Here is a 23,072-nt window from a genome sequence, read left to right as displayed (position 1 = left end):
CCTCTCTAATATGTACTAAGTCACTAGGCGATGTCAGAACGTCGCTATTTAATACGTGCTCATTAGTATTATCTTAACATAGTAACAATTCGGCAGTTAACACTAAGAACTAATTTAACAAAATTTAAAAAAATAGAATTTAGTCTTACAAGCAGTTGGTTAACGGAAAAATGCTATAATCTAGTTAAGAACTCCGCTCTTTAATCAGGCGAGAATTTGAGGGAAATTGATGTTTATTAAGCGTGGCTTTCAAATTGCTTTTTCTGCTTTTATCGTATTGTTACTGTTAAATCAGGCATTGAACCAGCACCTTGAAAATCTGATTGCTATTTTGCTGTTGATTCCGGCCTTGATGGCCGGCTATTCAGCGATTACGCGTCTTGATTTTGTTAAAAAACCAGTATTTTTGCTGACTGTTACGATCCTTTGTACCGCCCTCAACCTCTTATTATTGCTTTATGTTGCCCTTCATTTTCAAATCAATGATGTTTCAGATCCATTGAACGTTCAAATTAAGGCAACCGAACTCTTACATGGCAATCAGAATTGGCATAGCAACTTTGACGGGAGTCAGGAATACTTTTACGTTTATCCCAACCTCGTTTTCTTTACGGTTTTAATTAGTAAGGTCATGGCCTTCGCCCAGTCAGTTGGTCTTTCCATTCAATTGGCATTGCGGCTGATGAACTTTTTCTTGTTAGCCATGGTGACAATTTTCACCTTGCTAACGAGCTGGCGCTTAAGTAAAAATATCCGAGCGATTGCCTTGACGGCTGTCATCTTACTTTTTTACCCAGTGATGTACCTTTACCCCAATATGGTGACCTATACGGATACCTGGGCCATCTCTTGTACCACGGTTGTCTTTTATTTGGTAGCTGTTGGACTCACCAGTCAAAGAAGGCTGGTAGTAGTGGGGGCCAATCTGGCCATGATCATGGTTTATGCTTTGCTGTACGCCATTAAGCCCAATATGGTCATCTTACTGCCAGCGGTGGCGGTTCTGATTTTCATGACTTTTTTCTTGAAGATGCCCGAAAGGTGGCGGGTGGTGGTGATTGCCTTTTCTCTTGCTTTGGGGGTTATCACGGCAACAGTGGCAACAAAGTCAATTGCCAGCTCAAACGGCTACAGTCAAAGCGCACAGAAGAAAATTGCCTTACCGGCAACTCATTGGATCAATATGGGATTAAATCTACTTGGTTCGAGTGGTAAGGGTGCTTACGATTCCAATGACGAGAGTCTTGACATTGAGCGCAAGCTCGAAAAGAAAACCTATCTAACGACCGACTCCATCAAGGACCGCCTACAAATGCTTGGCCTTGGCGGTTGGTTCAAATTAGCTTTGGATAAGTCACAGACTTTGCTTGGAACGCCACTCTTTGGCTTTGGCCGTTATGCGAGTGGTTATGCTAAGGCACCGGGATATTATCTCCACCATCAGATGATGCTAACGACCTTTTTTGCCATCATTGCCACGACTACCGTCTTACTGGCAGGTGGCCAGCTATTAATTAAAGTTTGGCAACCTTATGGGGATCAACCAATTACATCAGCCCAAAGAGCCTTTTCCTACCTAGTGGGGATTGCAGCCATCGGTTTGACAATCTTTCATACTTTTATTTGGGAAGTCGAACCACGCTACTTTTTGCCCATGATCTACCCAGTAGTCACTCTAATTGGCATGGTGGGCGGCGTTCAGCGCCTACCCGCATTGCAAATTGTCCGATCAAAATCGAACGTTAATTGGACAAAACTCCTGGTTCTGCCCGTTACGAGCATCCTTTTCTTAGGATTGACACTTTTCTCAGCGAAGAGTATTCCTGGAATTGCCTACGGAAACATGGAATATCCAATTCGCTTAGCCATCCTACAACCAGTGAAGGCGCCAGCAGAATTGCGTTTTTCATTACCAGTGCCAGAGACGGTTAATGTCTTAAAGGTGGATATCCGGCCTGAACCTGGGCAAAGTGTTTCGCTGAGTACCGGTCAGCAATTGACGCCTAGGAATGGTCACTATGTCTTAGAAAAGCGTTTTGTGGCCAACCAAAATGTTGAGGTCGTGATTCAGCGAGATGAGACCAAAGCCAGACGACCACTGATTTTGTATCGGCAACCGACATTGTATAAGCAGCTTTTTCATGGTTCAAGCGTGACAATCGATGGTAAGCAATATTATCTGCCATACGAAATGGACATCTATGACCGGAAACCGTTTGAGCTTCTGGATGTGAATAATCAACCAGTGCTACGGTAATTTGCCCGTTGTTAAGCCAGCCACTCTCCCAAATTTTAAGGGGGGTGGCTTTTTAGCTGTGTTTGACGACACCAAGCATCCATGCTATTCTGATTTTATATAACGTTTTCAAATCGGACTTTTTATTATAAGCTGACTTATAATGATAACGAAAATAAAGGAGAAAACATGCAACTTATCTCTCTAAATCAGACTAATCACGATTATTGGCAAACAATCTATCGTGAGGCTTTTCCACCAAACGAACGAATTGCTTTTCAAGAGTTAAAGCAAAAGGCAGCCGATAATCATCAAATCAAAATGGTGGTGATTACTGATGGCGAACAAAACGTCGGGATTGCTTATTTTGTTGACTTAAAGGAGAAAGCTTTTGTCCTTTACTTAGCTGTTGATCAATCAATTCGTGGACAGGGGATTGGTGGCAAAACACTATCAGCTTTGAAAGAACGCTATCCAAAGGGGATTATTCTGGAATCTGAAAGTACGCTGGAGGATGCTGATAACCAGCAGCAGCGTGAAGCCCGTTATCATTTTTACTTGAAAAATGGCTTTATTGACACTGAAAACATTGCTCACAATATGGAAAGAGACTTTCATCTTTTGACAAGTAATTTGGATTGTTCCGTAGCCGATTATTTAAGTTCGATGAAAATATTAGGGCAGGAAACCTCAGTCATTTAATTTTAATATTCGTTTGATAATCCACGCTTTTATGCTAAAAAACGGCATAAAAGTGTTTTAAAATTATAAATTAATTTAAATATATGAATTTTTTCTGTTTGATTGTTCTAAATAACCATGATATTCTAGAAAAGTAGTTGGGGATTATCAACTAGCTGTGTCAGCCAAGAAGCAGCCAGTTGATAGTCCATCAATTTCAAAAAATAAAAACGTAAATGTTACGACGCACTACTTCGACTGTAGATTTTAAACGCGCCTTTTTTGCGTGCGAAAAGTTTAGGCTGAAAACAGAATATTTTAAAATCAATACTCGAATATATGCTAACTAGCATTAGGAGAGCAAAAGATTATGATCAAAGTCCGCGATATGACGGTCGCCTATGATAGCGCCCCCGTCTTCACGAACCTGTCAATCCAATTTGAACCTGGAAAAATCACCGGAATTATTGGCCCCAATGGTGCCGGTAAATCGACGATGATTAAAGGGCTTTTAGGGTTGACCAGCAAGCAGTCCGGAACGGCCACTTTGGCAGACCAACCAATTGCAAAGCAACTCAAGCGCATCGCTTACGTTGAACAACGGGCAGCACTTGATCTGACGTTTCCAATTAACGTCTTGGATACGGTTTTAACTGGGACCTATCCGAACCTCGGTCTGTTTAAAGTGCCTGGAAAAAAAGAGGAAGAGGCCGCTTTAGCAGCCTTGACCGATGTTAAGTTAGCTGAATTTAGTCAGCGACAAATTAGTGAATTATCTGGTGGTCAGCTGCAACGAGTCTTTGTGGCTCGAGCAATTGTTCAAGATGCCGATGTCATCATTTTGGATGAACCATTTGTTGGAATTGATATGAAATCAGAAGCCGACATCATGGCGATTTTGAAAAAGTGGCGGGCTGCTGGTAAGACAATCATCGTTGTGAACCATGATTTGAACAAGGTCACGACTTACTTTGATGACCTCGTCATCATTAATCACGGGGTTGTGGCCCAAGGCCAGACACAGGACGTGTTTACAAAAAAGAATATTACCACCGCCTTTAGTGGCGACCTATCAAACATTCTTTTTGATGAAGGGGAGGCCGCACATGAATAGTATTACGCTTTTTCTTGATGGATTAACGAAGTATAACTTCTTGCAAACTGCCTTGATTACCGCCATCTTAGTCGGTGTCATGTCTGGAATTGTTGGTTCCTTTATTATTTTGCGTGGAATGTCTCTAATGGGTGATGCCATTTCGCATGCAGTGTTACCTGGGGTGGCGGTTGCCTACATGCTTGGGATTAACCTGCTGATTGGGGCCTCGATTTTCGGTCTGTTGGCTGCGATGTTGATTGGCTTCGTAACGATGAAGTCAAACCTAAAAAATGATACCGCGATTGGAATTGTCTTTTCTTCTTTCTTCGCACTCGGCTTTATCTTGATTTCAATGGCGGAATCAACCACGAACTTGCACCATATCCTCTTTGGAAATGTTTTGGCCGTTTCTGACCAAGACCTGATTACTACGGCGATTGTGTTAGTGGTAGTTGTACTGTTCGTCGTGCTTTTCTACAAGGAATTGTTAATTACGTCCTTTGATAATACCTTTGCCCGAGCTTACGGTTTGAAAACGCAGGTCTTGCACTACGGCTTGATGCTGATTTTAACCTTAGTAACCGTGACCGCACTGCAAACGGTTGGAATTATTTTGATTGTGGCCATGCTGATTACACCAGCCGCTACAGCTTATCTATTAACAAATAAGATGTCATCCATGATTATGATTGCAGCGACCTTTTCGGTTTTTGCATCCGTTATTGGATTGTACTTTAGCTTTACCTTTAACTGGGCTTCCGGTCCGGCGATTGTCTTGACTGCCGCAGTGTTCTTCTTATTGGCTTTTCTCTTTTCGCCAAAGCAGGGCATTTTAATTAAAAAACGAGCAGCGAACTAAAATTTGTAGCGAAAGAAGATGATAAAAGGCGTATTAAACGCACTTGGAATTGAGGAAAATTGAATATGATTAAGCGATTAACGATTATTGGGCTGGCCGCACTGGCGTTGCTAGCGGGTGTCTTTTACTTTGTCAGTGAAAGCCAGACGGGTAAAACTAGTCGAAGCGGTAAGTTACAGGTTGTTGCGACGAACTCAATTATTGGGAACATGGTTGAAGAGGTCGCTGGTAACAAGGTCAAGTTACACACGATTGTTCCTCGTGGAACCGACCCCCATGAGTACGAACCACGACCACAAGACGTAAAGGCGACGCAGGAAGCCGATGTTTTGTTCCACAATGGTTTGAACCTGGAAACCGGTGGGTCCGGCTGGTTTAAGAAGATGTACCAAAATGCTGGTAAGAAGGCCAATGAACAAGTCTTTGCTGTCTCGGATGGTGTTGCCGCTAAGCATTTGACAGACGCCGGTAAAGAAAACGAAATGGATCCCCATGCTTGGTTAGATATCCAAAACGGGATTAAGTATGTCCAAAACATTGAAAAGGTTTTGATTGAAAAGGATCCAAAGAATAAGAGTACTTACCAAAAAAATGCTGCTGCATACATTGAAAAGCTAACTAAGTTAGATGAAAGTGCCAAAACTAAGTTTAACAATATTCCAGCAGATAAGAAGCTTTTGGTGACTTCCGAAGGCGCCTTTAAGTACTTCTCGGCAGCCTATGGCATCACACCAGCCTTTATTTGGGAAATTAACACCGAGTCACAAGGGACACCAGAACAGATGAAGACTGTTTTGGAAAAGATTCGCGCAACCAAGGTACCTGTTCTCTTTGTTGAAAGTTCTGTATCACCAAAGTCAATGGACAAGGTTTCTAAGGAAACTGGCTTGCCAATTTACGCTAAGATTTATACTGATTCATTAGCCAAGGAAGGCAAGCCCGGCGATACTTACTATGGCATGATGAAGTGGAACTTGGACAAGATTTCAGAAGGTTTGTCAAAGTAAAATTAGTGACTTAACTGTCTTTGACGGCCAATTGTACGAATAATCCGTTAGAACTGATAAAAATAAAATGGTTCTAATCAGTTGACAAATTAAAATTCAATGCTATTATTAAAGCAATATTAGAAAAAGGACGAAAAAAGAATGATGATGATGCAAATGTGCTGTTCTCGAATGTTGAAAAAATAAATGGGTACTTAATCTTGTGTTTGGTTCTCATTTATTGTCGAACGTTATGTTCCATATTTGAGAACCATCATTTGATTCGCACAACATTGTTATCTAACAATTTTAGTTCTTTATGTCGGGGACTAGTGTCTATCAGGAATGGTGGATACTAGTCCTTTTTTCTTTGTTTTGAGAAGGGAGCATTAATGAAATTAACTACTGCAACTGAAACAATTACTGATTTGAGTGCCATTCGACACTACTTTCATCAGCATCCAGAACTTTCAAGCCAAGAATATCAGACAACGGCATTAATTAAGGCCTACTTAGCTGATTTGGGCTATACAATTATCACCCCAGAAGCCTTACAGACTGGCGTTATTGCTGAAATCGGTCCAGAAGACGCCCAACACACAGTTGCTTTGCGTGCCGATATTGATGCGCTGCCGATTCAAGAACAAACCAACCTAGACTTTGCCTCTGAAAATGCCGGTACCATGCACGCCTGTGGTCATGATTTTCACCTTACCTCTTTACTGGGAGCCGCTGAAAAGATTAAAGAAAATGCTGATAAATTGACTGTTAAGGTGCGACTGATTTTTCAGCCCGCAGAGGAAACCCATGTTGGTGCAGAGCAGGTGATTGCAAGTGGTGGTTTAGAAGGCGTGGACGTGATTGTCGGCTACCACAACCACCCGAACTTACCCGTTGGCCAAATCAGTGTGGGAAATGGTGGCCGCAATGCGGCTGTTGACCAATTCGCCGTCAAGTTAACCGGCGTTGGCGGTCATGCTGCGAAGCCACATGAAAACATTGACCCCATTTTAGCATTGGCTAGCACCGTCACGGCTTTACAAAGCATCGTTAGCCGTTCGCTCGATCCTTACCGGCAAAGTGTTTTATCGGTGACCCATATTGAAGGGGGCCAGACATGGAATGTTATTCCTGATAGTACCTGGTTTGAAGGAACAATTCGTACTTTTGGAGACCATGATCGGGAACGGGCCAAAGAGAAATTCTACCAAATTATTAATGGTCAAGCGGCAACATACGACGTTTCAGCGGAAATTGAGTGGATTCCTGGTCCGCCGGTACTCGAAAATGATCCAATCCTGACGGACATTCTGGCCGAAAATATTCAGTACCATGCTAATTTGGTAAACTTTCCGCCATCAGCTGGTGGTGAAGACTTTGCTTTTTATACGAGTAAAGTTCCCAGTGTCTTTGCAGAAATTGGCAGTGGGGGCAACTCGGGCCTGCACCATTCTGATTTAGTCCTAGATGATGCAGGGTTAGAGACCGCCATCACTTGGTACTATCAGTCAGTTTTGCGGTTACAAGATTACTTTGCTGAAAAGGGAGAAGAAGCATGAAGAAAAGATATTGGTTGACCGGTTTGATTCTAATTTTGATTGTGATTGCTGGAATTTGGTCCTTTTATCCGCACCAGTCAAATAGTAAAAAAGGAACGATTACATTAGCAAGTTCACCCGGTCCTTACAGCGAACTCTTTTTAAAGGGCGTGAAACCCATTTTGGAAAAAGAGGGTTACACGGTTGAAAATAAGTCATTTACTAACCTATTAAATGCCGACATTGCCCTTAATGAGGGCCAGGTTGATTTAAATGTTGATCAGCACACCGCTTATTTGAATAATTTTAATAAGGAAAAGAATGGCAAGTTGACGGCATTAACAAAGATTCCAACGGTTCCAATGGGCCTGTATCCCGCACAAAAGCACTCTTTGAAGTCTGTCAGTGATGGCGATACGATTGCGGTACCAAATGATCCGTCTAATACGGCGCGAGCTGATCAATTACTGGAAAAAGCTGGTTGGATTAAACTGCGTTCTGGGGTGAACCCAATTACCGCAACTAAAAATGATATTGTAGAAAATAAGTACAATTTAAACTTTAAGGAAATTGATTCATCAACGATTCCACGGGTAACCAATGATTTTAGTTATGTCATTCTTCCAGGTTCAGTTGCTTACAATGCCAAGGTCTCTTCAAAGAAGATGCTGGTAGCAGAGAAAATTCAAAACGACTACTATTTGGTAGCGACAACGACAAAAAAGAATGCAGATACTAAGTGGGCAAAGGCTGTCAAAAAGGCCTATGAATCAAAGGAATTTGCCGATTATGTGAAGAAGCATAACGATGACAACTATTGGGTCATTCCACAATAACTAGATTTGATTCCCTAAATCAAGGGATTCGTTTTAATAGAAGTCGACCTCGTGACGAGTTTTGACTTCTTTTTATTTGAGTCATCCTTCGTTTAACCGCTATAATAGGTTTATGTAAGATTTCTGTTTGCTAGTTAATTGGCAACACGATTCATGACTGGAGAAATGCAAATGGCCCAAAAAAGACAAGTAAGCACGACCGGACGTCTGATGAAGTACATCTTGCAAGGTCTCCATGTTCTGCCTGATTTAACAAACGAGAAGACCTATCAACGGGCGGTTACTGCCAGCCAAAAACCATATCGATTGGCTTTTTTGTATCGGTTGTTGTTTGGAGCGACAGAGTATAACGGTCGTAACGACGTTTTGGAAATCAGTCCGAAGTACGTAGACGACCGACAGCTGATTTTTTACCTCCACGGTGGGGGCTATTGGGACCAACCTTCAATCATGCACTACCGTTTGCTGAAAAAGTTGGCCGACCAGACACAACACCGAATTATCATGCCAATTTATCCAAAGGCGCCCCAGCACCAGGCACAAGAAACCATTCAATGGACCAAGGATGCTTTCCTGGAAACACTGGAAAAGGAACAAATTGGTGCCAATCAAATTGTGTTAATGGGTGATTCGGCCGGTGCCGGCCTGGCATTGTCTCTTTTGCAACAGCTACGCGATGCAAAACTTGCTTTACCAAAGCAACTAATTTTGATTTCACCATGGTTTGATATCAGCGATACCAACCATGAGATGAAGGCAGTGCAACCCTTCGACCCAATGCTAGAAATAGCTGTTTTAGATCTTATGGCCGCCGGTTACCAGGGTGAGCTTGATTTGGATGATCCATTGATCAGCCCGCTCTATGCTGATTTTGCCAATATGCCGGCTATTAACGTGATTACGGGAACCTATGATGTCTTGCATCCTGATGCCGTGAAGTTTCAGGAGCTTGCTGATGATGGCGGTTGGGACGTGCACACGACCATATACCCAGAAATGTACCATGATTTTCCCGAAATTCCGATTCCAGAAGGAAAGGCTGCCATTCAGCAAATGGTCCAACTAATTAAAGAAAGATAAATGAATGCCCAAAGTAATTCTTGTTACCGGTGCCACTAGCGGCATCGGTTACCAAACGACTCAATTATTAGCAGAACAAGGACACATCGTTTATGGTGCTGGCCGTCGAGTCGAGAAACTCGCTGCCCTAGAAAAAGTGGGGGTCCATCCCCTCAAACTCGATTTAACTGACGAAGAATCCTGCCGACAAGCGGTCGCGACCGTCTTAGCCGATCAAGGTCGCATTGACGTGCTAATTAACAATGCAGGCTACGGTTCCTATGGTGCCGTTGAGGATGTAGATCTCGAGGAAGCCAAACGTCAGTTCGATGTTAATTTATTTGGTTTAGCCCAGTTAATCAAATTAGTTTTGCCAACAATGCGCCAGCAACAGTCCGGACGGATTATCAATGTCTCGTCGATGGCCGGACGAATGGCCAGCTACTTTGGGGCCTGGTACCATGCCACTAAGTTTGCTTTAGAGGGCTTTAGCGATTCATTGCGAATGGAACTAAAACTATTTGGAATTGACGTTGTCTTAGTTGAACCTGGTCTGATTAAAACGGATTGGGGCCTGATTGCTGCCGACCATCTGGCCTCTTCAGCGGCCGGTGGCCCCTACGAAGTAGCTGCTCGCCAAACCGCCAATGGCATGAAAAAGCAATACCAGGGGCAATTACTGTCTCAGCCAATTCTGATTGCGAAAACCTTGGTGAAAATTGTCAACCAGAAAAAGTCTCGGGCTCGTTACTTGATCGGCTTTGTAGCCAAACCATTGGTCTTCTTGCGCGCCATCCTACCAGCGCGATGGTTTGATGCGCTGATGCGCCGCGTTGTGAAAGGCTAAATCAGGACTGATTTAATTAACAAATAATCCTCAATATACTAAAAGGGCCTCAGCGTACATAAACGCTGAGGTCCTTTATAAATGATGATGGGGTAGCTTTTAACACATATCCATGCCCATCTTTTTGTAGGAATCAAGACTTTTAATCTGTAAATCTTCGACAGCGCAACCGCGTTCTTCTGCCAAGGCGTTCATCAGGGTATCCATGGCCATTAAGTCGTACTTCTTTTCCGGCTCTTCTGGCGTGTAAACCTGCATCTGTGCCATCATGCCACCATCCTCGTGCTCGATAATATGGCAGTGGTACATAAAGACACCGGCGAAGTTGAACTTCATCTTAATCCGAACGGTTTCCCCGGGATTGACGGCAACAGTATCCTTGTAACCGAGTTCGTTTGGGTAGGGGGCTTGGCCGTTGCGGGAAACAATCTGGAAGGAACCGCCATGCATGTGGTAGGGGTGAAGCATCCCCCCGCAGCAATCATTAGTATTCGTAATGTCCCAGTATTCTGTCTTGCCGATTTCTTGGCGGTCATCAATGCGCATCATCCCAAACTTCAAACCGTTAATGGTGATTTCTTCATCCGTTCCGGCCAGGACAACTTGGTGAACGAGTGCATTTGGATCGACGTCTGGGTAGCTGATTTCCGCTAATTTGTCCGGTAAGGTTGTGTCGTCAGCTACAAAATCCTTGATGTTAAAAATCAGAATTGGCGTGTCATCCGAGTACAACGTTACCTGGTCGCCGGCCTTGTAATCACTAAAGTCGATGATAACCTCTGCTCGCTCAGCACAAGTTAGCATACACTTGGTCATCTGCACCGGCTCTGGTAAGAGACCGCCATCGGAAGCGATTTGCGTCATCACTAAATCATCTGAAAGGTGCAGGCGCCATTCCCGCCGGTTCGAACCATCCAAAAAGCGCAAGCGCAATTTCTGAGTTGTCACATCAAAACTTGGGTTAACCGTTCCATTGATAAGGGCCGTTGGGCCAGCGGTTCCATCGGGATCATAATCGGCATCATAGTCCCACTGGTTGTCTTCATGAAAGCGGCGGTCTTGGAGAACGATTGGTAAATCATCAACACCATAGTTGTGTGGTAGGGCCAAGTTGTCTTCATGGTCATCTTCAACGTAGACCATTGTGGCCAAACCATGCCAGACGTCCCAACCGGTTAATGGGCAAGGGTGGGCATGCAACCAAGTGGTTGCGGCTGGTTGGTTGACGGTAAAGGTAATCTCTTTTTCCTCACCGGGATAAATTGGCGCATGGCAACCACCATCAATAAAGGGACCGGGCACGTCCAAGCCGTGCCAGTGAAACGTCGTTAACTCAGGTAAACTATTCTTTAGCGTAACGTGATAGGTTTTACCGCTTCGGAAAACAATAGTTTGCCCCAATAAACTCTGATTGTAACCCCAGGTCTTGGTTTTAGCACCGGGTAAAATTTGCGTTTCGCCCGACTGGGCATGGACTGTCAGCCAGACATCTGTATCCGTTTCTCGATCAGGCTTCAAGAGACTAGGAATTGTCAGCGGTACATGGGGTGCATCGTAAACCTCTAAAGGCACGTAGCCACCGTCATGATAGTCATAAGCTGTTTCATTAAAAAAGTAATCCTGGTAAACAGGCTTTTCTTCAGTCGACATGATACTTCCTCCTTCTATTTGTCTCTTAGTATACAAGACCCGGGTCGTTTTTTCTAACAATTGTGCTAAGCTTAATTTAGGCGGCAAATCAGTAGCCGCTAAAGGAGGAGGAAGTGAGAATGACACGTAATCGTATTTTTCATTTTGTTATGGCCTGTGTTTGGATTTATACTTTTTATTTACTCATGCACATGCAGGATATGTTGGCTATGTATGTCATGGCCGGTGGGATGTTTGTTCAATCGCTCTATAGCATTATCTTTGATCAAAAGGGTTGCTAAAAAGGAATACGTTGAACATTTGCTAAAAAGCCCAAAGAATTCTGAGTCATGTCCGCTTTCGTAATCGGTGCATGGTTGAAAATCCTGTGGGCTTTTTATTAATCACAAAGGGGAAAATCAGTATGGAACATTATCACCGTGCCTTTGGCGTCTATGCCATTCTTTATGAAGAGCACCGCGGTTTAGTTGTTATTAAGAAGAATGCGGGTCCCTATTTGAACCGCTATGATTTACCAGGTGGTAGTCTTGAATCGGGTGAGCCACTTGAGCATGCACTGGTCCGTGAAGTCAAAGAGGAGACTGATTTGACGGTTGAAAAGGCCAGACAAATCGGAACGACTAGTTTTATTTACCCATGGCAGTATTTAGATTTCAATATGAACCAGCATATTGCAGCCTTTTATGAGGTTGAAAGAGTCAGCGGTGGATTAACGGAAGCACCACTGCAATTTCTCGGTCAAGATTCCCTTGGGTCCTTGTTTGTCCCGCTTGATTTGTTAACAGAACAAAATAGTTCACCCTTAGTATTGAAAGCAAAGGAATACCTGCTACACAGCAAGCATTTCAATACTGCTGATTGCCGTTTTTCACAGTGGAAAGTTTTGACGAAACCAGTTTTTTAGGTGGTTGATAACCGGTCCAACCAATGTGTCTCGTAAAGGGTCCATTACTCCTAATTACGGCATGTTCAATCATTAATCGGACAAAGTCAGCAAGAGCGTTAACCGGTTCGTACCAGTACTCATGCTATAATATTGATTAGGAAAACAAAGTACGGTAGTCACTATTCGAACAGGTTTTTGACTAAAAAGCGGTGTGGTAATAACTACATCGTTTTTCTCATCAGTAAAGATTTACAATGTTAAACACAACGTAAGGGAGGTTGACGCTTGACCAAGTATTTAATTATCACCGAGAAGCCAAGTGCTCGCCGCAATTTCGAAAAGGCACTAGGTGGGACAACGGGACATGTTGCCCACTATGATTATGAGTTAACAAACCTACGTGGCCATGTCATGACTTTAAGGGAACCGGAAGACCAGGTCTCGGCTGATTTAAAAGCAAAATACAAATCATGGAAACTAGCTGATTTGCCATGGGACTTGCAGGATTTGTCTTGGAAACGAACGTACATTCGTTCCTGGAACCCACGCAGTAAAAAATCAGAAAGTACCAAGAGCTTGATTGATGAACTCAAAACGAAGGCTAAAGGCGCTGACGGTCTCATCATTGCGACCGATACTGATTCGTCAGGGGAGGGGGACCTGCTAGCCTGGGAGGCCATTGATGCCATCAAATGGCAGGGGCAAGTTTTTCGAGCTAATTTTGCAGATGAAAGTCCAAAAAGTTTGGTGAAGGCGCTCAACCAACTGACTGCCATTGAAAGTAAGGACCGGCACGGAGCCTACCAAAAAGGACTGACACGCAACAAGTGGGACTTTGCTTCGATGCAGCTAACCCGGGCGGCAACGACATTAACCAAAAAGCAGGGCTACTCACTTGTATCACGGCAAGGGCGGTTAAAATCAGCGATGCTGTTGAAAATCTATCAACAACTCCAAGCCATTAAAAATTACCAAAAGGTCCCGTATTTTGAGTATCGCTTTCGAGATGACCAGGGAAATGTTTATGCTCGAGTAGTTGACTCAAAACAGGAAGTGGTTTCCTTCCGCTATCCCAGCCCCGAGGCCTTGAAAGCAGGCGAATCCTTTGCAAAATCAGGACAGGTCCAGCAAGATTCAGTGACTAAAAAAAGTACTAAGCCACCAAAGTTGCTCGACTTGTCCTCGCTCTCGGCCATTTTAGCCAAAGAGGGCTATAAGGCCAAGGAAGTTCTCGCCACCTATCAAAAACTATACGAAGCGCAAATCGTGTCTTATCCACGAACTGAAGATAAGACAATTACTCCCGAACAATTCCAAGATATGCTGCCGTTAGTCGACCAAATTGCGCAGGTAGTGGGTACCGACGTAAGTTTGCTCACTCATAGGAACCCTCGTAAAACACATGTCAAGGAAGAGGGCGCCCACGGTGCTAACCGACCTGGGCCAAAGGTTCCCGCAAGTCTAGAAGCACTGCAATCATACGGTCCATCTGCTAAGCGGATCTATCAAACATTAGCGAAAAACTTTTTAGCGATGTTCGCCGAGGATTACCTTTACCAGCAGATTAAAGGGTCTATCGTTGAATATCCTGATTTTAAAGCAACCCTGAATAATCCACTTTCGTTAGGGTGGAAAGCCGTCTACCAGGATCAAAATCAAGACCAAGATGAGGACGACTCCAAGCAAAAAGCCCTAGGGCAAACAGCGGACCTCTTTGTTCATGAAGGGCAGAATCCAAAGCCAACAACGCCAACATGGCAGTGGCTCAAGACCTTCCTTGAAAAGAATGAGATTGGCACAGGAGCCACGCGGACAAGTACTTACGGGGAACTCTCTAGTGGTAAAAATGCCTATATTATTGATAAAAAGGGTAAAATCGACCTCACAACAGACGGTCAAGCTGTTGCCATTCTGGCCCAAAACACTTGGTTAGCCAATCCCAAGACTACCAAGCGTGTCTTTGAAATTTTTGATCAAGTTGGCCGGTTTGAAGTCAGTGCTGATCAAGCGATGAACTCGATTGTCTTGACGGTTAACCATGATATTCCTGTCATGACCGAAAACGCCAAAAAACTAAAAGACAGCCTTGGTGCCCCCAAGGAAACTAAAAAACAAGCCAAAAGTCCCACTAAGGAAAAGGTAACTGGCATATGGCGGGGTAAGGAAGTGTCATTCTCAAGCAAGTTTTCTGGCCATAAATTTACTGAACAAGAGATTGAAGACTTGCTCGATGGCCAAAGAATTGCTTTTAAAGCCAGAAGTAAAAAGGGGAAGTCCTTTGAAGTAGCCGGAAGGCTGGAAATTCAAACATACAAGACCAGTAAATTTGTCGGCTTTAAACCAGAATTTAATCCTCGATAAAAAGAAATCGCGTAAAATGAGAAAAGTAGAGAAAAGTAGAGAAAAGTAGAGAAAACGCTACTTTTGGAAAGGTGGTTACCATGTTACAACAGGAATATGAACGAAAACTCTTGCAAGAACGTGGATCGCGTTATGAACGACTACCAGACTTAGAAATCGCGATGAAAGTAGCGAATATCATGGTGAAACGATTCCCAGAGGGACTTAATTTATCTCAAAAGCGTCACTTAGCTGACCAACTGTCGATTACGGATAAGAGTTTGGATCGTTTGCTCGATCTCTTGTCAGAAAATGGGCGCTATGAATTAATTGCAGTAGAGAAAAGTAGAGAAAAGTAGAGAAAGCTCTACCTTTTATTTAGAATTTAGCATATAATGATTATATCCTGAAAGGTTTTTGAGGGAGTAAAAATGAAACGTCGCCTTGCTACTTATCCGATTACTGCTTGTGTGAAATTTGCTGTCTTTTCCAGACATTTTTTTGGCAAGACGATCCTACTGATAATCAGTCAGTAGGCTTTTTTATTATCGTTATCCTTGTTGCTTGACAGGGTTAATAAGTCGCGGTATAAATAAGTTAACTCAAATAATATTTTTGAGCGAAAAAGGGTTTCGACCACCGCCTGAAAGCTGTAATCGGTATTTTGTTTTCAAAAATCTCCCTTTTTGATACAAGATTTGTTGTCGAATGTGATCTGTTTCATGATTATTAAATTACTTCCTATAACACAAGTAACAATGTAAGATAAAAACTTTTGTTCATTCATTTTAAATAATATTCCTTTCAATCGGGCGGTCCTGCTGTTAACACAGCAGGCTTTTTTGTTTGACCATAATGACCAAAGTAAAAAAAGTAGAGAAAAATCTACTTTTCTCTACTTTTTAGTATGTATTCAAGGCTTTCGCTTGCTATAATTTTTGGGTATCAAATGTTAGAGGAGAATAGGCGATATGGGGCAGAAACATCTACAACTCGCACAACGAGTTCAAATTGAAACGTTACTAAAAGAAGGGTATAACTTAAGTTTTATTGCTAAAACAATCGGTTACTCCAGAGCAACCCTTACGAAAGAAATACAGCGGACAACGTTACATGCTACAATGGATAGAAAGGTAAGTACACATATATCCAGAAAAATGTACCGAGCCATTGAAGGCCAAACGTTAGCTGACCAAAAACAACGGAACAAAAAGAAATCTCCAACTAAATTAACGCTCAGACGTGAACAGCTCATTAAAAAATACATCCTCGAACACAAGTGGTCACCTGAGCAAATCGCTAAGGGGCCTTTACGAGTTGGTGTGTCCTTTAAAACCAACTACAATTGGGTTAATCATAAAAGAATTAAGGGACTCGATTACTGGGCCTTACGAGATAAAGGCAAGCGGCAACGGTATCATAAGCGAGCGTTAAGTTGGAGTGAACGCAAAAGTCTGTATCTGAAAAAAGAAGATCAAAAACGAGCGACACACCAGTATTCCATTGAGTTTCGACCAAGTGTGATTGAAAACCGTAACCGTTTTGGTCATTGGGAACTAGACGGTGTTGAGTCTCGTCAATCCAGTCACTTGTTGTTAACTTTTGTAGAACGTTTTAGTCGGTATGCAGTCTCGATGGTCATTAAGGATAAGTCCGCTTATACCGTCAGCAATGCTATTTCAGATTTCTGTGAAAAATATAAAGGTTGTGTGGACAGTGTGACTTGTGACCGAGGGTCCGAGTTCATTGCCTTGCAGACCCGACAAATGTTGGATCAGCATGGCGTGAAATATTATTACGCGCATGCATATTCGCCGTATGAACGCGGTTCCAACGAGAATTTTAATAAGCTCTTACGGGAATATTATCCTAAGAAAACGGATTTCGCTCATATAAGCCAGTCAGAGCTCGATAAAGTGGTCATGAGTATCAACACTCGTCCGATGCGTACTCATCGTTACAGGAGCCGTTTACAGGCTTTTAGACGTCACTGCCAATATCGTCGGGTTGCGTTTGACCAGCGATTCTTAAACCCAGCTTAAAGAGCAACAATTGAATTTTTTGAACCAGTCAAGGGACTGGCTTTTTTGCGTTGGTCTAAAAGTTAACAAGATTGGCAGTTGAAGAAAAATACGTTATAATTCAAAGCGTTTAGCGAAAAAAGAAGCGAAAATAACCGATTCTTTTTCGACGATAGAAAAACAAAAAACTTTTTTTCAAACAAAAAAGGCCTTATACCAAGCCTGGGAGCGATTGTTTACTTACGTTGTTAATTTTAGGGTTGCACGTATTTTGTAGAATAAAAGGTAACGAAGGTGCTTAAAACGCTTATATAGCAACGGTTATCATGTGCTTTTTCTTGGTAACATAAGCTAGCTTCCGTTATCTTATTTTTTTATTTTGTTTTTCATAAAATAAGTTAACTTTAGCTAAAAGTGATAAGCCAATATTCGTTGGCTTATTTTTTTTGCGCTTTTTTAAGTCAAAATACATAAACGAGGTAATCATGAAACAAAATGTTGGCATTTTCATTAAAGAATATCGCAATCGACGTCGGCTGTCGCAAACAGAATTTGCGAAAAGAGCTGGGGTCACACAAACAATCATTTCTAATCTTGAACGCGGCCAAGTCAAATCTCTCACCACTGTTCATGCAACGGGCATTGCTCAAGCAATGGGCATGACTATATCAGAGTTTATGGCAAAGGTAGAGGTCTAATATGCAAAGAATATCAATTCAACAAGTTCAGGCATTTGAACAATTTTACCGACTGCCACAAGCTTTTTTCAAGCTTGATAAATATAAAAAAATGAAACTTGAGTCTAAGACAGCTTATGCTATTCTCAGGCATCGCTTTGAACTATCAGAAAAAAATGGGTGGATCGATAAAGATGGCATGATCTATTTTTTGTACACGGTTAAAGAGCTTGCTACTATCTTGAATTGTGGGGAAGATAAAGCCCGCTCAATCAAAAAAGATCTTAACCAACATGGGTTGCTTGAAGAAGAACGGCAGGGTCTGAACAAACCAAATCGTCTTTATCTTGGCATGGTCACCGTAGAAAATGAGTTATCCACAGGGTCAAACCCGCATGAACAGCGGACCCCGGAAATCTCGGGGTCCGGACCCCGAGAAAATCGTGGTCAAGAACCCGGAAATATCGGGTCTATCTATAATGATTTTAAAGATAAAGATGATGATGACTATGTATATACGCAAGCGCAATCGGATATTGATTTACTGATTGAGCAATACACCCAAGAAACTGGATCCAGCATATCGCCAGTTAAAAAACGAACACTTGAACAGTTAAGAAATCAATATGGATCCTTGCTCGTTAGTGACGCAATTACGAAGGCAGCTAATAATGATACAGCGAACATGGTCTATATCCAACGTTGTTGTGAAACACTAGACCTTGATTTAAAAAAGCAGTTACCGAGCTTCAAGTCACCAAAATGATTTGAAGCACTATCAATCCTCTGTCCCTGGTAAGACGTTAAAAGGCCTTGCACATTGACAATTGATAAAAAGCCACGTCCTGATTAGCAGACTAGGGATATACGAATAGGGGAGTGGCTATACTTGTGTACAACAAGGCCCGTCTACACTGGTTTCAGACCATAAGTGAAGGTGATTTAGGACTGAAACACTTGCATAAAAAACGCTGTCGCTCTTCGCCACTACAAACAAGTGGCAAGAAGCAAGCACAACGCCATAAGTGGCCGTACAAACCTAAGGGGGAAATGTATGTATGAATTAACAATGAATGACCTACGTCGGTTAGGGAAAAAGGGAAACGCAACCGTTCTTTTAGTGAATGGGAAGCGTGGTGAATTACGAGCGGATGGCTTATACTACACTCGTCATAATGCCATTATTGGGGGCGTCTATACAGATGCGAAGTTCCGTATGGACTTTCAACGAGCAATCTCTAAAATCAAAAATATTCGAGTGGCCGATAAGCTGGTTGCCAAACGCTATTCACAAAAATTAGTCGCAACTAGTTTGTATGAGTTTTCCAAAGTACCTGATAAGGCTGGCAAAGGAGTTCAACATGAAAATCATAACGATTAATGTCAATAAAGGTGGGGCTGGTAAGACGACACTGGCTTATAATTTAGCAGAATTTTTGAAACAAAAGCATCGCGTTTTATTGATGGATTTCGATGACTCAGCCAATTTAACGCATCGTTATGGACACTTTACGAACTTAAATGAGACCGTCATTAACTTATTTGAAAACGGTGATGTGAATCCAATTCATTTGAAAAATAACCTTGATTTAATTGCAGGTCACAACACTGTTGAACAGTTAAAAGAATGTTTGAATACTCGCCGACAACGTGAAATTATTTTTGGTAAGTGGTTGGCACAAAATGAGAAAGAACTTATTGATAAGTACGATTATCTGATTATTGATACTGAAAATGATGAAGGCATCTTAACGCAAAATGCGTTAATTGTATCTGATTTAGTGATTGGCGTAGCAGAAGCCTCAAAAGACTCTTTTGTAGCGTTATTGGATTTGAAGAAATTTGTTTCGGAATTAAATCAAGATTTTGACGTTCAAGCCAATTTGGCCTTTGTGGCTAACAAGATTAACTTGTCGGAAAATGCATCCAAAGAATTACTCGAAGAATTGCACGAATATGAAGAATATCGCGGTTATTTGCCACGGCGAACAAAACTCGCAGATGACACGCCAATCATTGAATGTGCAGACCAGAACCTGATTAAGCAACTTACAGCAGTCTTTAAGGAGGTGTTGTCATGAGTCGCTTTAGTCGTTATAGTAGTGAAGAAGAAAACTATCACCAGCGACAGGTTTTGTCGAAAAAGCAGAAAACTGCCTATCGACCTCAGTTTGAAAAATCGATTAAAATTGATTTGGCAAGCTATCAACAGTTGATGGATTTAAAAGACCGCACAGGCCTATCGATGAAACACCTGTTACACGAATCAGTCGCTGGTTACTATGAACAGGAGACTGAACATGACCGATGAAACAATAGTAGGCTTAAAAGAACTACGGCGATTTGCTACCGTAAGCAATCAAGTAGCGACTGCTAAGATGAAAAACCACGAAATCTTAGAACTACATCCCAGAGCGTTATTGGGTCCTGAGAAAAAGGCGCTAATTGATGGTCAAAACTATGTTGTTCGTCGAAAGCATGATTTGCAAAAAGGACTGTGTGATATTCAAAGTATTCGCGCGGGTGATCTGCTATTGGCAGAGCGCGTGAATGGTCAGTTGATCATGAGTGATCAAAAGTTTGCTAATCGGAGCTTAACCTTGTCTGAAGAGATTTTTCAATCGCTGAAAAAATATGCGGATGCCCATGGCGTTACGCTAGATCAGGCACTCGCCCAAGCGGTTACTTCTTATACACAGGAGCAACTTCATGAATGAGGAGAAACGTGTCCGTTATCGGAGCTTAAGTGATTTTGTCAAAGAAAGCCCTCAGACACCGACAGCGATCTTAAAAGATGGTCGGTTATTTGAGGTTTGGTCTAATGGTTTGGTTGGAAACCCTAAAACAATTGAGGTTGAAGGCAAACAACGAGAATTTCGTGAAAAACTGTCTTTAACGCAAGGTATGCAACTGATTAAGACGATGAAAGTTGGTCAGATTTTGGTTGCAGAACGAGTCAATGATGTGTTGTGCTTTACAACCAAGGCTTTACAAGGCAAACATTTAAAACGCCATTGAACTTTTGTGTGTCAATTGGTACCATTGTGGTAGCGAGTCTTTTATGAACACTAAAAGGAGAAAAATATGGCCACACAACAAGTACATTTTCGGATGGACGAAAAAGATAAGAAGGCAGTTGAAGAATTGTATCAGCAAATGGGCATGACCGCTTCTGACGCTTTTCGGCTTTTTGCGAAGAAGTCGTTAGAAGTGAGAGGACTACCATTTGAACTCTATCAACCTAATGAGAGGTTGCAAGAGGCTATTCGTAGTGATGATTATGTGACCTTTGATTCCAGCGAAGATGCTTGGGAGTATTTAAGTTCTGATGACTGAATATAAAGTAAGAGTACAAAGCAAATTTAAAAAGAATTTTAAAAAAATTGTGAGGGGTGGTCGCTACCATCCAGCAGATTTTAAAATTGTTTTGGATCAATTGGTCAATCATCAGCCACTTCCTGCGCATTACAATGATCATGCTTTAGTGAATCGTTTTCCGGAACGTGAATTGCATATTAAACCTGATTGGCTGTTAGTTTATCGTTATCATGGTCAATATCTCGAATTGATTGATACGGGTAGCCACTCGGATTTATTTCGATAAAACAGGAACAATCATACGCTCATGAAGGTTATCATCTTTTTCAAACAGAAGAGCTATAAAATAGTTTCTTTTTAAATAAGTTCACTTATTAAAAGTAAACAAGGGTTTACGAAAGGAAATATCGATGTCAAATGAGTTCGTTAATTACTATGATGAACTAGAATTATCTCAAAATGCTAGTCCAGAAATGGTTAAACAAGCGTATCGAACACTGTCAAAGCGGTTTCATCCCGATCACAATCAAGAAGAAGGTGCTGAAGCCAAGTATCTTTCTATACAGAAAGCGTACGAGGTATTATCGGATCCATCAACGAGAAGTCGTTATGACCAACAACTGAATCAGTATCGTGATTTGTCGAATTTGACGGATGCGTTAACCCAACAAGAGGGAACGGCTAATGTTCAAGAAGAGACTTATACAATAGAGCCATATCAATATACATTTAAAGATTATTGTTACTTGACGATGCGCGCTTTGTTTTGGCCAATTAAAATCATCGGTCTATTGATTTATTGGGCTTTCTTGGCGGTATGCTGGATTATTACAATCTTGGCCATGATACCAAGTTTAATTATTGGCGCACTTGCTTTTCTTTTTATGGCAGCCATTGGTTTGACCATCATTTTAATAATTTTAAACTGGATTACGACCGGTGTCGGACCTTCGCTATGAGAATAGTACGATGGAAAAGGCTCAAAATGACTTGTCTGTGCCCAGTATTTGTTATAATAAACTGGTAGAAATATTATGGTTTAGAAGTGAGAACCCTAAGGAGGGAACAAAAATGAAGTTGAATGCAATGTTTTTGATCAAGAGAGCATCGTTGATGATTGCAGGTGCTACAGTGATTACTCTGAGTGCTGGCGTTGGTGCGCATGCCGCTGACAAACAGGCTAATGGTTATGTTTATTCGCCGGAGGTTTCACAAGTTAATGGTGGCTGGAACTGGTTAGAAAATGGCCAGCCTTATACAGGTTTCCGTTATTACATGGGGACCTATTACTGGTTTGTGAACGGTGTTCGTCAAAACACAGGATGGCGTGAAGCTTGGGGTATGACCTACTATACTGACCAAGATGGCCGGGCTGTTCAAGGCACCCACGTGATTGATGGTAAAGTTTATAACTTTGGTGATGATGGTACTTACTATTCACGCCCAGTTCAAGGGTATGTTTGGGATGGCTCAGCGGCAAATGGGGGTTATCGTTGGTATGAAGATGGCCAAGTGTTCACTGGCTTCCGTTATTACATGGGTACTTATTATTGGTTCGTCAATGGTGTTCGGCAAAACGAAGGTTGGCGTCAGGCATGGGGAATGTATTACTACACAGACCAAAATGGTCGGGCCGTTCAAGGTCGTGTGCCAATGAATGGTACAACCTATGACTTTGGAAACGATGGTACGTATTACCTGCGGCTTCCTGGCACCAAAACACCAACCACACCTGGTTTTGGTGGTGCCCCAGACGCTGACCGCAGCCCGGCAACCATTAAAGCACCGGTGGTACAACAGCCTGAGCAGGCTGCAACGACTAACACTAATCAAACAACACTTGCACGTACTTTTACAGGTTGGGTTAAAAATGAAAAAGGCACTGTTATTTGGAAGAGTTCTGACTTTTCATCCATGAAGGAAGCTGAAACCGCTGCCACGCAATATATGAATAATCATATGTGGGATCAAGGCGATATGGAACCTTATAGTTACGGTGCATATTAAAAATATCTTGTTTTATTATTTAAAGGACACTTTTA

26 protein-coding genes are annotated in these 23,072 nt (G+C 42.2%); 25 read left to right on the top strand and 1 reads right to left on the bottom strand.

Annotated features, from left to right (window positions below):
• Positions 1–229: 229 nt before the first annotated feature.
• The 9 genes from FT12353_RS02330 (at position 230) to FT12353_RS02290 (ending at position 10,138) form a co-directional block, all read left to right on the top strand.
• Positions 230–2,257: a glycosyltransferase family protein gene (locus FT12353_RS02330; protein ID WP_203617982.1), complete on the top strand. Its 2,028-nt coding sequence runs from the start codon at positions 230–232 to the stop codon at positions 2,255–2,257.
• 168 nt (positions 2,258–2,425) lie between these two features.
• Positions 2,426–2,938: a GNAT family N-acetyltransferase gene (locus tag FT12353_RS02325; RefSeq protein WP_203617980.1), complete on the top strand. Its 513-nt coding sequence runs from the start codon at positions 2,426–2,428 to the stop codon at positions 2,936–2,938.
• Between the two features lie 349 nt (positions 2,939–3,287).
• Entirely contained in the window at positions 3,288–4,031 is a 744-nt protein-coding gene (locus tag FT12353_RS02320) for a metal ABC transporter ATP-binding protein (protein ID WP_203617978.1), read from the top strand.
• Positions 4,024–4,872, top strand: coding sequence for a metal ABC transporter permease (locus tag FT12353_RS02315; RefSeq protein ID WP_203617976.1), 849 nt, complete (start codon positions 4,024–4,026; stop codon positions 4,870–4,872). The genes FT12353_RS02320 and FT12353_RS02315 overlap by 8 nt, the downstream gene beginning before the upstream one ends.
• Positions 4,873–4,937: 65 nt before the next feature.
• A complete protein-coding gene (locus FT12353_RS02310) occupies positions 4,938–5,879 on the top strand; it encodes a metal ABC transporter substrate-binding protein (protein WP_168778329.1) in 942 nt (313 codons plus the stop codon).
• Between the two features lie 371 nt (positions 5,880–6,250).
• A complete protein-coding gene (locus tag FT12353_RS02305) occupies positions 6,251–7,417 on the top strand; it encodes an amidohydrolase (protein WP_203617968.1) in 1,167 nt (388 codons plus the stop codon).
• Complete coding sequence (locus FT12353_RS02300) at positions 7,414–8,232, top strand: MetQ/NlpA family ABC transporter substrate-binding protein (protein ID WP_203617966.1); 819 nt, start codon at positions 7,414–7,416, stop codon at positions 8,230–8,232. Before FT12353_RS02305 ends, FT12353_RS02300 begins: the two co-directional genes overlap by 4 nt.
• A gap of 171 nt (positions 8,233–8,403) precedes the next feature.
• Complete coding sequence (locus tag FT12353_RS02295) at positions 8,404–9,312, top strand: alpha/beta hydrolase (protein ID WP_203617964.1); 909 nt, start codon at positions 8,404–8,406, stop codon at positions 9,310–9,312.
• A 4-nt stretch (positions 9,313–9,316) separates the two neighbouring features.
• Positions 9,317–10,138 (top strand): oxidoreductase, encoded by an 822-nt coding sequence (locus FT12353_RS02290; RefSeq protein WP_203617962.1) that lies wholly within the window; start codon positions 9,317–9,319, stop codon positions 10,136–10,138.
• Between the two features lie 99 nt (positions 10,139–10,237).
• Here the strand turns inward: FT12353_RS02290 and FT12353_RS02285 are convergent, their stop codons facing one another.
• Positions 10,238–11,788 (bottom strand): multicopper oxidase family protein, encoded by a 1,551-nt coding sequence (locus FT12353_RS02285; protein WP_203617960.1) that lies wholly within the window; start codon positions 11,786–11,788, stop codon positions 10,238–10,240.
• 119 nt (positions 11,789–11,907) lie between these two features.
• Here FT12353_RS02285 and FT12353_RS02280 point away from each other — a divergent pair, with 119 nt between their 5' ends.
• The 16 genes from FT12353_RS02280 (at position 11,908) to FT12353_RS02205 (ending at position 23,037) form a co-directional block, all read left to right on the top strand.
• The gene (locus FT12353_RS02280; RefSeq protein ID WP_203617951.1) at positions 11,908–12,069 is read left to right on the top strand and encodes a hypothetical protein; all 162 of its coding nucleotides are present in this window, start codon (positions 11,908–11,910) and stop codon (positions 12,067–12,069) included.
• Positions 12,070–12,191: 122 nt separating this feature from the next.
• A complete protein-coding gene (locus tag FT12353_RS02275) occupies positions 12,192–12,692 on the top strand; it encodes an NUDIX hydrolase (protein WP_203617949.1) in 501 nt (166 codons plus the stop codon).
• Positions 12,693–12,959: 267 nt separating this feature from the next.
• Positions 12,960–15,035 carry a DNA topoisomerase gene (locus FT12353_RS02270; RefSeq protein WP_203617947.1) on the top strand — a complete coding sequence of 692 codons (2,076 nt, stop codon included), beginning with the start codon at positions 12,960–12,962 and terminating at the stop codon, positions 15,033–15,035.
• A gap of 80 nt (positions 15,036–15,115) precedes the next feature.
• Positions 15,116–15,373: a hypothetical protein gene (locus FT12353_RS02265; RefSeq protein WP_203617946.1), complete on the top strand. Its 258-nt coding sequence runs from the start codon at positions 15,116–15,118 to the stop codon at positions 15,371–15,373.
• Between the two features lie 612 nt (positions 15,374–15,985).
• Positions 15,986–17,056, top strand: coding sequence for an IS30 family transposase (locus FT12353_RS02260; protein WP_203617945.1), 1,071 nt, complete (start codon positions 15,986–15,988; stop codon positions 17,054–17,056).
• A gap of 464 nt (positions 17,057–17,520) precedes the next feature.
• The gene (locus FT12353_RS02255) at positions 17,521–17,733 is read left to right on the top strand and encodes a helix-turn-helix domain-containing protein (RefSeq protein WP_203617944.1); all 213 of its coding nucleotides are present in this window, start codon (positions 17,521–17,523) and stop codon (positions 17,731–17,733) included.
• Position 17,734: 1 nt separating this feature from the next.
• On the top strand, positions 17,735–18,478 hold the full coding sequence (locus FT12353_RS02250; RefSeq protein WP_203617943.1) for a replication initiator protein A: 744 nt from the start codon (positions 17,735–17,737) through the stop codon (positions 18,476–18,478).
• Positions 18,479–18,766: 288 nt separating this feature from the next.
• Positions 18,767–19,093 carry a hypothetical protein gene (locus FT12353_RS02245; RefSeq protein WP_203617942.1) on the top strand — a complete coding sequence of 109 codons (327 nt, stop codon included), beginning with the start codon at positions 18,767–18,769 and terminating at the stop codon, positions 19,091–19,093.
• The gene (locus FT12353_RS02240) at positions 19,074–19,793 is read left to right on the top strand and encodes a ParA family protein (protein WP_203617940.1); all 720 of its coding nucleotides are present in this window, start codon (positions 19,074–19,076) and stop codon (positions 19,791–19,793) included. Before FT12353_RS02245 ends, FT12353_RS02240 begins: the two co-directional genes overlap by 20 nt.
• The gene (locus FT12353_RS02235; RefSeq protein ID WP_203617938.1) at positions 19,790–20,023 is read left to right on the top strand and encodes a hypothetical protein; all 234 of its coding nucleotides are present in this window, start codon (positions 19,790–19,792) and stop codon (positions 20,021–20,023) included. Before FT12353_RS02240 ends, FT12353_RS02235 begins: the two co-directional genes overlap by 4 nt.
• Positions 20,013–20,429 carry a hypothetical protein gene (locus tag FT12353_RS02230; protein ID WP_203617936.1) on the top strand — a complete coding sequence of 139 codons (417 nt, stop codon included), beginning with the start codon at positions 20,013–20,015 and terminating at the stop codon, positions 20,427–20,429. The genes FT12353_RS02235 and FT12353_RS02230 overlap by 11 nt, the downstream gene beginning before the upstream one ends.
• The gene (locus FT12353_RS02225; RefSeq protein ID WP_203617930.1) at positions 20,422–20,730 is read left to right on the top strand and encodes a hypothetical protein; all 309 of its coding nucleotides are present in this window, start codon (positions 20,422–20,424) and stop codon (positions 20,728–20,730) included. The genes FT12353_RS02230 and FT12353_RS02225 overlap by 8 nt, the downstream gene beginning before the upstream one ends.
• Before the next feature lie 66 nt (positions 20,731–20,796).
• Positions 20,797–21,048 (top strand): type II toxin-antitoxin system RelB/DinJ family antitoxin, encoded by a 252-nt coding sequence (locus FT12353_RS02220; RefSeq protein ID WP_203617928.1) that lies wholly within the window; start codon positions 20,797–20,799, stop codon positions 21,046–21,048.
• Entirely contained in the window at positions 21,041–21,316 is a 276-nt protein-coding gene (locus FT12353_RS02215) for a type II toxin-antitoxin system YafQ family toxin (protein ID WP_203617926.1), read from the top strand. Before FT12353_RS02220 ends, FT12353_RS02215 begins: the two co-directional genes overlap by 8 nt.
• 124 nt (positions 21,317–21,440) lie before the next feature.
• Positions 21,441–21,989 (top strand): DnaJ domain-containing protein, encoded by a 549-nt coding sequence (locus FT12353_RS02210; RefSeq protein WP_203617924.1) that lies wholly within the window; start codon positions 21,441–21,443, stop codon positions 21,987–21,989.
• A gap of 112 nt (positions 21,990–22,101) precedes the next feature.
• The gene (locus FT12353_RS02205) at positions 22,102–23,037 is read left to right on the top strand and encodes a PspC-like choline-binding domain-containing protein (protein ID WP_239061161.1); all 936 of its coding nucleotides are present in this window, start codon (positions 22,102–22,104) and stop codon (positions 23,035–23,037) included.
• Positions 23,038–23,072 lie beyond the last annotated feature (35 nt).

This window comes from Fructobacillus tropaeoli (assembly GCF_016860625.1).
GTDB lineage: Bacteria > Bacillota > Bacilli > Lactobacillales > Lactobacillaceae > Fructobacillus > Fructobacillus tropaeoli.
This window is presented reverse-complemented; position numbering and strand designations above follow the sequence as displayed.

What these genes read in the sequence shown, in the direction of transcription:
- FT12353_RS02330 (WP_203617982.1), top strand. Translation starts at nt 230, where the DNA reads ATGTTTATTAAGCGTGGCTTTCAAATTGCTTTTTCTGCTTTTATCGTA.
- FT12353_RS02325 (WP_203617980.1), top strand. Translation starts at nt 2,426, where the DNA reads ATGCAACTTATCTCTCTAAATCAGACTAATCACGATTATTGGCAAACA.
- FT12353_RS02320 (WP_203617978.1), top strand. Translation starts at nt 3,288, where the DNA reads ATGATCAAAGTCCGCGATATGACGGTCGCCTATGATAGCGCCCCCGTC.
- FT12353_RS02315 (WP_203617976.1), top strand. Translation starts at nt 4,024, where the DNA reads ATGAATAGTATTACGCTTTTTCTTGATGGATTAACGAAGTATAACTTC.
- FT12353_RS02310 (WP_168778329.1), top strand. Translation starts at nt 4,938, where the DNA reads ATGATTAAGCGATTAACGATTATTGGGCTGGCCGCACTGGCGTTGCTA.
- FT12353_RS02305 (WP_203617968.1), top strand. Translation starts at nt 6,251, where the DNA reads ATGAAATTAACTACTGCAACTGAAACAATTACTGATTTGAGTGCCATT.
- FT12353_RS02300 (WP_203617966.1), top strand. Translation starts at nt 7,414, where the DNA reads ATGAAGAAAAGATATTGGTTGACCGGTTTGATTCTAATTTTGATTGTG.
- FT12353_RS02295 (WP_203617964.1), top strand. Translation starts at nt 8,404, where the DNA reads ATGGCCCAAAAAAGACAAGTAAGCACGACCGGACGTCTGATGAAGTAC.
- FT12353_RS02290 (WP_203617962.1), top strand. Translation starts at nt 9,317, where the DNA reads ATGCCCAAAGTAATTCTTGTTACCGGTGCCACTAGCGGCATCGGTTAC.
- FT12353_RS02285 (WP_203617960.1), bottom strand. Translation starts at nt 11,788, where the DNA reads ATGTCGACTGAAGAAAAGCCTGTTTACCAGGATTACTTTTTTAATGAA.
- FT12353_RS02280 (WP_203617951.1), top strand. Translation starts at nt 11,908, where the DNA reads ATGACACGTAATCGTATTTTTCATTTTGTTATGGCCTGTGTTTGGATT.
- FT12353_RS02275 (WP_203617949.1), top strand. Translation starts at nt 12,192, where the DNA reads ATGGAACATTATCACCGTGCCTTTGGCGTCTATGCCATTCTTTATGAA.
- FT12353_RS02265 (WP_203617946.1), top strand. Translation starts at nt 15,116, where the DNA reads ATGTTACAACAGGAATATGAACGAAAACTCTTGCAAGAACGTGGATCG.
- FT12353_RS02260 (WP_203617945.1), top strand. Translation starts at nt 15,986, where the DNA reads ATGGGGCAGAAACATCTACAACTCGCACAACGAGTTCAAATTGAAACG.
- FT12353_RS02255 (WP_203617944.1), top strand. Translation starts at nt 17,521, where the DNA reads ATGAAACAAAATGTTGGCATTTTCATTAAAGAATATCGCAATCGACGT.
- FT12353_RS02250 (WP_203617943.1), top strand. Translation starts at nt 17,735, where the DNA reads ATGCAAAGAATATCAATTCAACAAGTTCAGGCATTTGAACAATTTTAC.
- FT12353_RS02245 (WP_203617942.1), top strand. Translation starts at nt 18,767, where the DNA reads ATGTATGAATTAACAATGAATGACCTACGTCGGTTAGGGAAAAAGGGA.
- FT12353_RS02240 (WP_203617940.1), top strand. Translation starts at nt 19,074, where the DNA reads ATGAAAATCATAACGATTAATGTCAATAAAGGTGGGGCTGGTAAGACG.
- FT12353_RS02235 (WP_203617938.1), top strand. Translation starts at nt 19,790, where the DNA reads ATGAGTCGCTTTAGTCGTTATAGTAGTGAAGAAGAAAACTATCACCAG.
- FT12353_RS02230 (WP_203617936.1), top strand. Translation starts at nt 20,013, where the DNA reads ATGACCGATGAAACAATAGTAGGCTTAAAAGAACTACGGCGATTTGCT.
- FT12353_RS02225 (WP_203617930.1), top strand. Translation starts at nt 20,422, where the DNA reads ATGAATGAGGAGAAACGTGTCCGTTATCGGAGCTTAAGTGATTTTGTC.
- FT12353_RS02220 (WP_203617928.1), top strand. Translation starts at nt 20,797, where the DNA reads ATGGCCACACAACAAGTACATTTTCGGATGGACGAAAAAGATAAGAAG.
- FT12353_RS02215 (WP_203617926.1), top strand. Translation starts at nt 21,041, where the DNA reads ATGACTGAATATAAAGTAAGAGTACAAAGCAAATTTAAAAAGAATTTT.
- FT12353_RS02210 (WP_203617924.1), top strand. Translation starts at nt 21,441, where the DNA reads ATGTCAAATGAGTTCGTTAATTACTATGATGAACTAGAATTATCTCAA.
- FT12353_RS02205 (WP_239061161.1), top strand. Translation starts at nt 22,102, where the DNA reads ATGAAGTTGAATGCAATGTTTTTGATCAAGAGAGCATCGTTGATGATT.